The organism is Bacillus cereus group sp. Bc031 (assembly GCF_027716265.1).
Taxonomy (GTDB): domain Bacteria; phylum Bacillota; class Bacilli; order Bacillales; family Bacillaceae_G; genus Bacillus_A; species Bacillus_A paranthracis.
In genome coordinates, this window is record NZ_JAQFUL010000150.1 from 1 (window position 1) to 5884 (window position 5884).

Sequence of the window (5884 nt, forward strand, 5' to 3'; positions counted from 1 at the left end):
TTTCTCTCATTATACAAGAAAGACCCTATAGAATAGACTTTTTTTTAAGTGTCTATTCTATAGGGTACATTTTACACGCTAGCTTTTTTTATTTTTTATTCCCAATGTAAAACTTCGTTTGGTTGTCATATCTGACTCTTTTTCCTCATACGTATGAACTAGTAATTGTTACACACTTCATCTAGAGATAAACCTCTTTCCAAAAGGTATTCCAAAAACAGAGGTGACACATAATGGGCGTTATCGCGCATAACGAAGAAGATGTTAAGTTATTAGCTAGATTGATGCGTGCTGAAGCTGAAGGAGAAGGGCAACAAGGGATGTTAATGGTTGGAAATGTTGGAGTAAATCGCGTTCGTGGAAATTGTTTGGACTTTAAAAACATTCGTAATTTACGTCAAATGGTTTATCAAAACCCTGGCGGTTTCGAAGCAACGCAAAAAGGATATTTTTATCAGCGTGCGCGTGAACAAGATATTGCTCTGGCAAGACGGACCATTCAAGGGCAACGCTTTTGGCCTGCCAACTTTGCCTTATGGTTTTTTAGACCTGAAGGTGCATGCCCACCAACTTGGTATAACCAGCAAAACTCTGGTCGCTTCAAAAAGCACTGCTTCTTCCAGCCAAATGCTGGGGATTGCCCTAGCATATATTAAGGAATGAAAACAAGGAGGGATTTTTGAATGGCACAGCAACAAAATCCGTATTACGGAACAGGTTTCTATCAACCATCTGGAACTTACGTACAACCGCAACAAATGACCCCACAGCAACAGCAACAACAGCAAGCAATGCAACAACAAGCTGCGCAAGCTCAATATGCTGTTTCTCAAGGTATGTTACCTCTAGAACAGTCATATATTGAAAATATTCTTCGCTTGAACAAGGGCAAGCAAGCCACAGTTGTAATGACTTATGAGCGTGGTAGTTCACTCGGTACACAATCCTATACAGGTATTATCGAAGCAGCTGGTCTTGATCATATTATAATTAGTGAGCCAGAGTCAGGGAAACGTTATTTACTACTAATGATTTACTTAGATTATGTAGAATTCCCAGAAAGAATTACGTATTTGCCTGGTCAACAAGCAACTTATGCTCCAAGACCATAAAAAAAGCTGGCATATGCCAGCTTTTGTTTTTATAATCCTTTTACAACTGCAGTTCCGACTAAGATCCATGCCACAATAAACGCCACACCACCAAGAGGTGTAATTGGGCCAAAGAACTTAATACCCGTCGTACTTAATGCATACAAACTACCTGAAAACATAATAATCCCGGCTACCATAAGCCAGCCAGCAGTAGTTAAAAGTGATGATTGAATTTTATCCATCAATAAAGCAACTACAAATAGTCCACCTGCATGAAACATTTGATATGTAACACCTGTTTTCCAAACCTCTAACATTTTTGCAGAAACTTTATTTTCTAAACCGTGTGCTCCGAAAGCCCCTAACGCAACAGATAGCCCCGCTGCAATACAACCTAGTAAAAAGAAAATTTTCATCTTAATTCCCCTTTTTTACTTTTATCATAAGCAATTTTTTCATATAAGCCAAACGATTTATCCTCTAAAAATCAAATAAAGAATTACCGTTTGCATCACTTTCTTTTATATATACTGGCTCATTAGAAACCGGTGCAATTGGTTGCATCGTGATTGGTTGTGATCCAATTATTTGTGATTGAACTTGTGGCTCTCTATACGTAGAAGATTCAACTTGCTCATCTAATAATAAATCACATAAAGCACGCACAACTAATACATGTTCTTTTGATTTTTGTCCTTCACTACTTTTTGCCTTTGCAATTTCATTCGCCATTTTATTTAAAATCTTATCGCTTGATATTTGCATCCCTTATCACCTCGTACTTTGTAGTTCTTTCTCAAATTGTCCCAGCTTCTCTACTGAACCAAATACTATTATCATATCATGTTCTTGCAACTTTTCCTGCCCCGTTGGATTATGTATAACATTCCCATTTCTCAAAATCGCTAAAATTGTTACATCAAATTGATTTCTAACATCACTCTCTAATAATGATTTATTAGCTAAAATAGAGCCCTTACCTACTGCAATTTCTTCAATTACAAATGACTGCTCCACGCCATACAGTACCGTATCAATATAATGAACTGTTAGCGGATTCGCAATACCTTTTGCAATATGAATCCCTGCCATACTAGATGGATTAATCACCTTATTTGCACCAGCCCTCTTTAATTTGTCTTCGGTTTCTGGTTTTTCTGCTCTTGCCACAATTTTAATTGCATCGTTTAATCCTCTTGCAGTTAACGTAATAAATACATTTTCAGCGTCATTTGCTACGATAGCAACTAAACCAGCTGCCTTTGAAATCCCAGCATGATGTAACACTTGGTCTTCTGTTGCATCTCCATGTACATATAAAAGCTTTTCCTTCTCTAATATGCTTTCATCCTTATCCCCGACGACAAATGGAATTTTCTTTTCTTGCAATTCATGTACAACTTGAAGCCCTACTCTACCGCAACCACATACGATAATATGATTTTGTAACTGTGCTATTTGTTTATCCATCTTCTTCCTCCGTACTGCATGAAATAAATTCCCTTCAATAATCATAGCTGCCACTACACCGATTGCATACGTAACGATACCGACTCCAATCGGTATGATAAGGAGCGCAAAAACTTTTCCTGCCTGTGTTACAGGAATGGCATCTCCGTATCCAACAGTTAATACAGTAATCATCGTCATCCAAAATGCTTGAAACAAACTAATCTCTTCAATCGTCATAAATCCTAGCGTTCCTAAAATTACAACAAAAGTCATACATATAACTGCTATCCATAATTGCTTACGTGCATTCATATCATGTTTCAACTCTTTTCTCTATCTACAATCTTTGCCAGTGGAAATGAAATACATATATACTAGATACGGAATCTATGAAAGAGGTTGATATAATGAAAACATTTCTTTCCGCCTTACAATGGGCACTATTTATTTTAGCTGGGAGTCTTATTGTACCAATTAGCGTCGCAACTAGTTATGGTCTTGATGGCGCTGAAGCTATCGCATTCGTACAAAGAACATTATTTGTTCTAGGCTTTGCTGGTCTCTTACAAGCTATATTTGGGCATAAACTTCCTATTCAAGAAGGTCCTGCTGGCCTTTGGTGGGGAATTTTCTCCCTATATGCAAGTTTAGGTGTCGTATTATTTGGATCAAACAATGAGACACTTAAAGTTCTTCAATATGCTTTCTTATTAAGCGGTATCATTTGTATTATTCTTAGCGTTTTTGGACTTATTGATAAACTCGTTCGCTATTTTACACCGACAGTCATTGGAACGTACTTATTTCTTCTTGTTGCACAACTTAGTGGTTCCTTCTTAAAAGGAATGTTCGGCCTGGATGGAAAACATACAGAAGTACAACCTAACGTATTTATTCTTTCACTCATTGTTATTTTACTATCCTTTTTCATCATGAAGCTACCTATTATCGGACAATATTCTGTTCTTTTCAGTATCGTTTGCGGCTGGATATTATTCGCATGCTTCGGATTATCTAATCCAATAACACCAGTGACAGATATAATCCGTTTTCCATCCTTATTTGTTTTCGGAATGCCTCGTGTTGAATGGAACATGGTAATTACGGTCATTTTCGTTACACTCTTACTTCTAACAAATATGTTAGCAAGTATTCGCGTTGTACAAAAGGTTGTCTCTAAATATGAAGAAAATGCTGCATCAGATCGTTTTAAACAGGCCGGTATTATAACAGGAATCAATCAATTACTAGGCGGCCTGTTTTCGGCTATCGGACCTGTCGCTATTTCTGGATCAGCAGGTTTTATTGCAACAACTAATATTTATAAACGCCTCCCATTTATATTAGGGTCAAGCTTTATTATTGTCGTTAGTATATTCCCAAAGATCACTTCATTCTTTGCGGCAATCCCAGTTGCAGTTGGTTATGCTGCCATTTATCCTGTATTTGCAAGCATGATCGGTCTCGCCTTTCGAGAATACGAAACGGTACAGGATAAAGAACGATTATTTAAAGTAGCAGGTCTGTCAATCTTCACAGGAATTGGGGTTATGTTCGTTCCAGCAGGAGCATATTCCACGCTTCCACCATTTCTAGCTTCATTCCTAAGTAATGGTCTCGTTCTTGGGGCTGTAATGGCAATCTTACTAGAAATACTATTTTCTCGTTCGACAACAAAACAAGTATCGTAAATTGGAAAACTTCCATTATTGCACTCTACCTTTAGAGTTGTTACGATAAAATAAACATTTAATCATTGGGGTTTTGTCCATCCCCAATGATTATTAATTAATATGATGAGAAAAAAACTCAGAAAAATGAATCTACTTCTTTTTAAAGAGGTTCGATGTCTTACTATTATTTCTTACATCTCCATGAACATATATTTGATTTAAATAAAGAAGGGAATTTTCAATATGACTTATAAAATGATTGTTTTAGATTTAGATGATACTTTATTACGTGACGACCATACTATTTCACCTCGTACGAAAGAAGCTCTAATGACTGCACAAGAACAAGGTGTAAAAGTTGTACTTGCTTCCGGACGTCCAACGTTTGGTATGCGCAATGTAGCGAAAGAACTTCGTTTAGAAGAATACGGCAGTTTCATTCTATCTTTTAATGGCGCAAAAATTATTAACTGTAAAACAAACGAAGAAATCTTTAGTAGTACGCTTTCTCCTGAAATCGTTCACAACTTATTTGAAATTAGTAAAACTGAAGATGTATGGATTCATACTTATATTGGCGATGATATCGTAACAGAAGAAAATAATCCTTACACTGAAATCGAGGGCGATATTACTGGGATGCCTATTGTTGTAGTAGATGACTTTAAAGCTGCTGTTAAAGAGCCTGTAGTAAAAGTATTAATGAATAAAGAAGCTGAACGCCTTGTTGAAGTAGAAAAGAAATTACAAAAACAACTAGAAGGACAATTAAGCGTTATGCGTTCTAAACCATTCTTCTTAGAGTTTACTGAAGCCGGTGTTACAAAAGGAACGAGCTTAAACCAATTAATCCAAAAACTTGGCATTAAGCGCGAAGAAGTTATCGCAATGGGCGATAGCTATAACGATCAGGCGATGATTGAATTCGCCGGTCTTGGTGTTGCAATGGGCAATGCACCTGATGATATTAAGGAAATTGCAAACTATGTAACAGATACAAATATGAACGATGGTGTAGCAAAGGTTGTAGAGAAGTTCGTACTAAAAAAAGGAGCACTTGTTTAATATTTCCACTCATAAAACCTATTTGAAGTCAAACACTTCAAATAGGTTTTTATTTAAATTACCATGCTTTTGTGACTATATTTTGAACTTTACACTATTCTCGTAGTGTAAACTTTCTTTTTGTATATAATGAAACAAAATAGACTATTTTATTTTAAAAAAGAATACAAATTTACTATAAACAAGCATACGTTAAGGGAGGCTATTTTACATGTTATCTACACCAATCGGACGATTAAGAGCAATTGGACTTATTGAGGGGATTTCTTTTCTACTACTATTATTTGTAGCAATGCCATTAAAATATTTCGCAGGATTTGCAACAGCTGTTAAAATTACAGGCATGGCTCACGGTGTTTTATTTATTTTATTTATCTTCGCAGTAATTCAAGTAACAATCGTACACCGTAAATCAATTTTATGGGCACTTGGGGCATTCGTTTCATCAGTTATCCCATTTGGCACGTTTGTACTAGATGCAAAATTAAAGAACGAGCAACAATAATGAAAAGGTAGTTAACGACTTAAAATGTACCCTATAGAATAGACACTTAAAAAAAAGTCTATTCTATAGGGTCTTTCTTGTATAATGAGAGAAAA

Annotated in this window: 8 protein-coding genes; 5 read left to right on the forward strand and 3 right to left on the reverse strand. The window is 36.1% G+C overall.

Annotation, left to right across the window (positions count from 1 at the left end; translation table 11 throughout):
• Positions 1-233: 233 nt before the first annotated feature.
• Both cwlJ and gerQ read left to right on the forward strand, forming a co-directional pair.
• On the forward strand, positions 234-656 hold the full coding sequence (cwlJ, locus tag PDQ33_RS27975) for a cell wall hydrolase CwlJ (RefSeq protein ID WP_000538151.1): 423 nt from the start codon (positions 234-236) through the stop codon (positions 654-656).
• Positions 657-683: 27 nt separating this feature from the next.
• Positions 684-1112, forward strand: coding sequence for a spore coat protein GerQ (gene gerQ, locus PDQ33_RS27980; protein ID WP_270394098.1), 429 nt, complete (start codon positions 684-686; stop codon positions 1110-1112).
• A 29-nt stretch (positions 1113-1141) separates the two neighbouring features.
• Here the strand turns inward: gerQ and PDQ33_RS27985 are convergent, their stop codons facing one another.
• The 3 genes from PDQ33_RS27985 to PDQ33_RS27995 form a co-directional block, all read right to left on the reverse strand.
• A complete protein-coding gene (locus tag PDQ33_RS27985) occupies positions 1142-1510 on the reverse strand; it encodes a DUF423 domain-containing protein (RefSeq protein WP_000688322.1) in 369 nt (122 codons plus the stop codon).
• A 64-nt stretch (positions 1511-1574) separates the two neighbouring features.
• Complete coding sequence (locus PDQ33_RS27990; protein WP_001167357.1) at positions 1575-1859, reverse strand: YwdI family protein; 285 nt, start codon at positions 1857-1859, stop codon at positions 1575-1577.
• Between the two features lie 6 nt (positions 1860-1865).
• A complete protein-coding gene (locus PDQ33_RS27995) occupies positions 1866-2858 on the reverse strand; it encodes a potassium channel family protein (RefSeq protein ID WP_270757046.1) in 993 nt (330 codons plus the stop codon).
• Positions 2859-2953: 95 nt separating this feature from the next.
• On the opposite strand from PDQ33_RS27995, the gene PDQ33_RS28000 reads away from it, so the two are divergent.
• The 3 genes from PDQ33_RS28000 to PDQ33_RS28010 all read left to right on the forward strand — a co-directional run bounded on the left by PDQ33_RS28000 (position 2954) and on the right by PDQ33_RS28010 (position 5789).
• Positions 2954-4237 (forward strand): purine/pyrimidine permease, encoded by a 1284-nt coding sequence (locus PDQ33_RS28000; protein WP_000847024.1) that lies wholly within the window; start codon positions 2954-2956, stop codon positions 4235-4237.
• Positions 4238-4462: 225 nt separating this feature from the next.
• Complete coding sequence (locus PDQ33_RS28005; protein ID WP_270394101.1) at positions 4463-5284, forward strand: Cof-type HAD-IIB family hydrolase; 822 nt, start codon at positions 4463-4465, stop codon at positions 5282-5284.
• Between the two features lie 211 nt (positions 5285-5495).
• A complete protein-coding gene (locus PDQ33_RS28010; RefSeq protein WP_000953390.1) occupies positions 5496-5789 on the forward strand; it encodes a DUF3817 domain-containing protein in 294 nt (97 codons plus the stop codon).
• Positions 5790-5884: the final 95 nt, after the last annotated feature.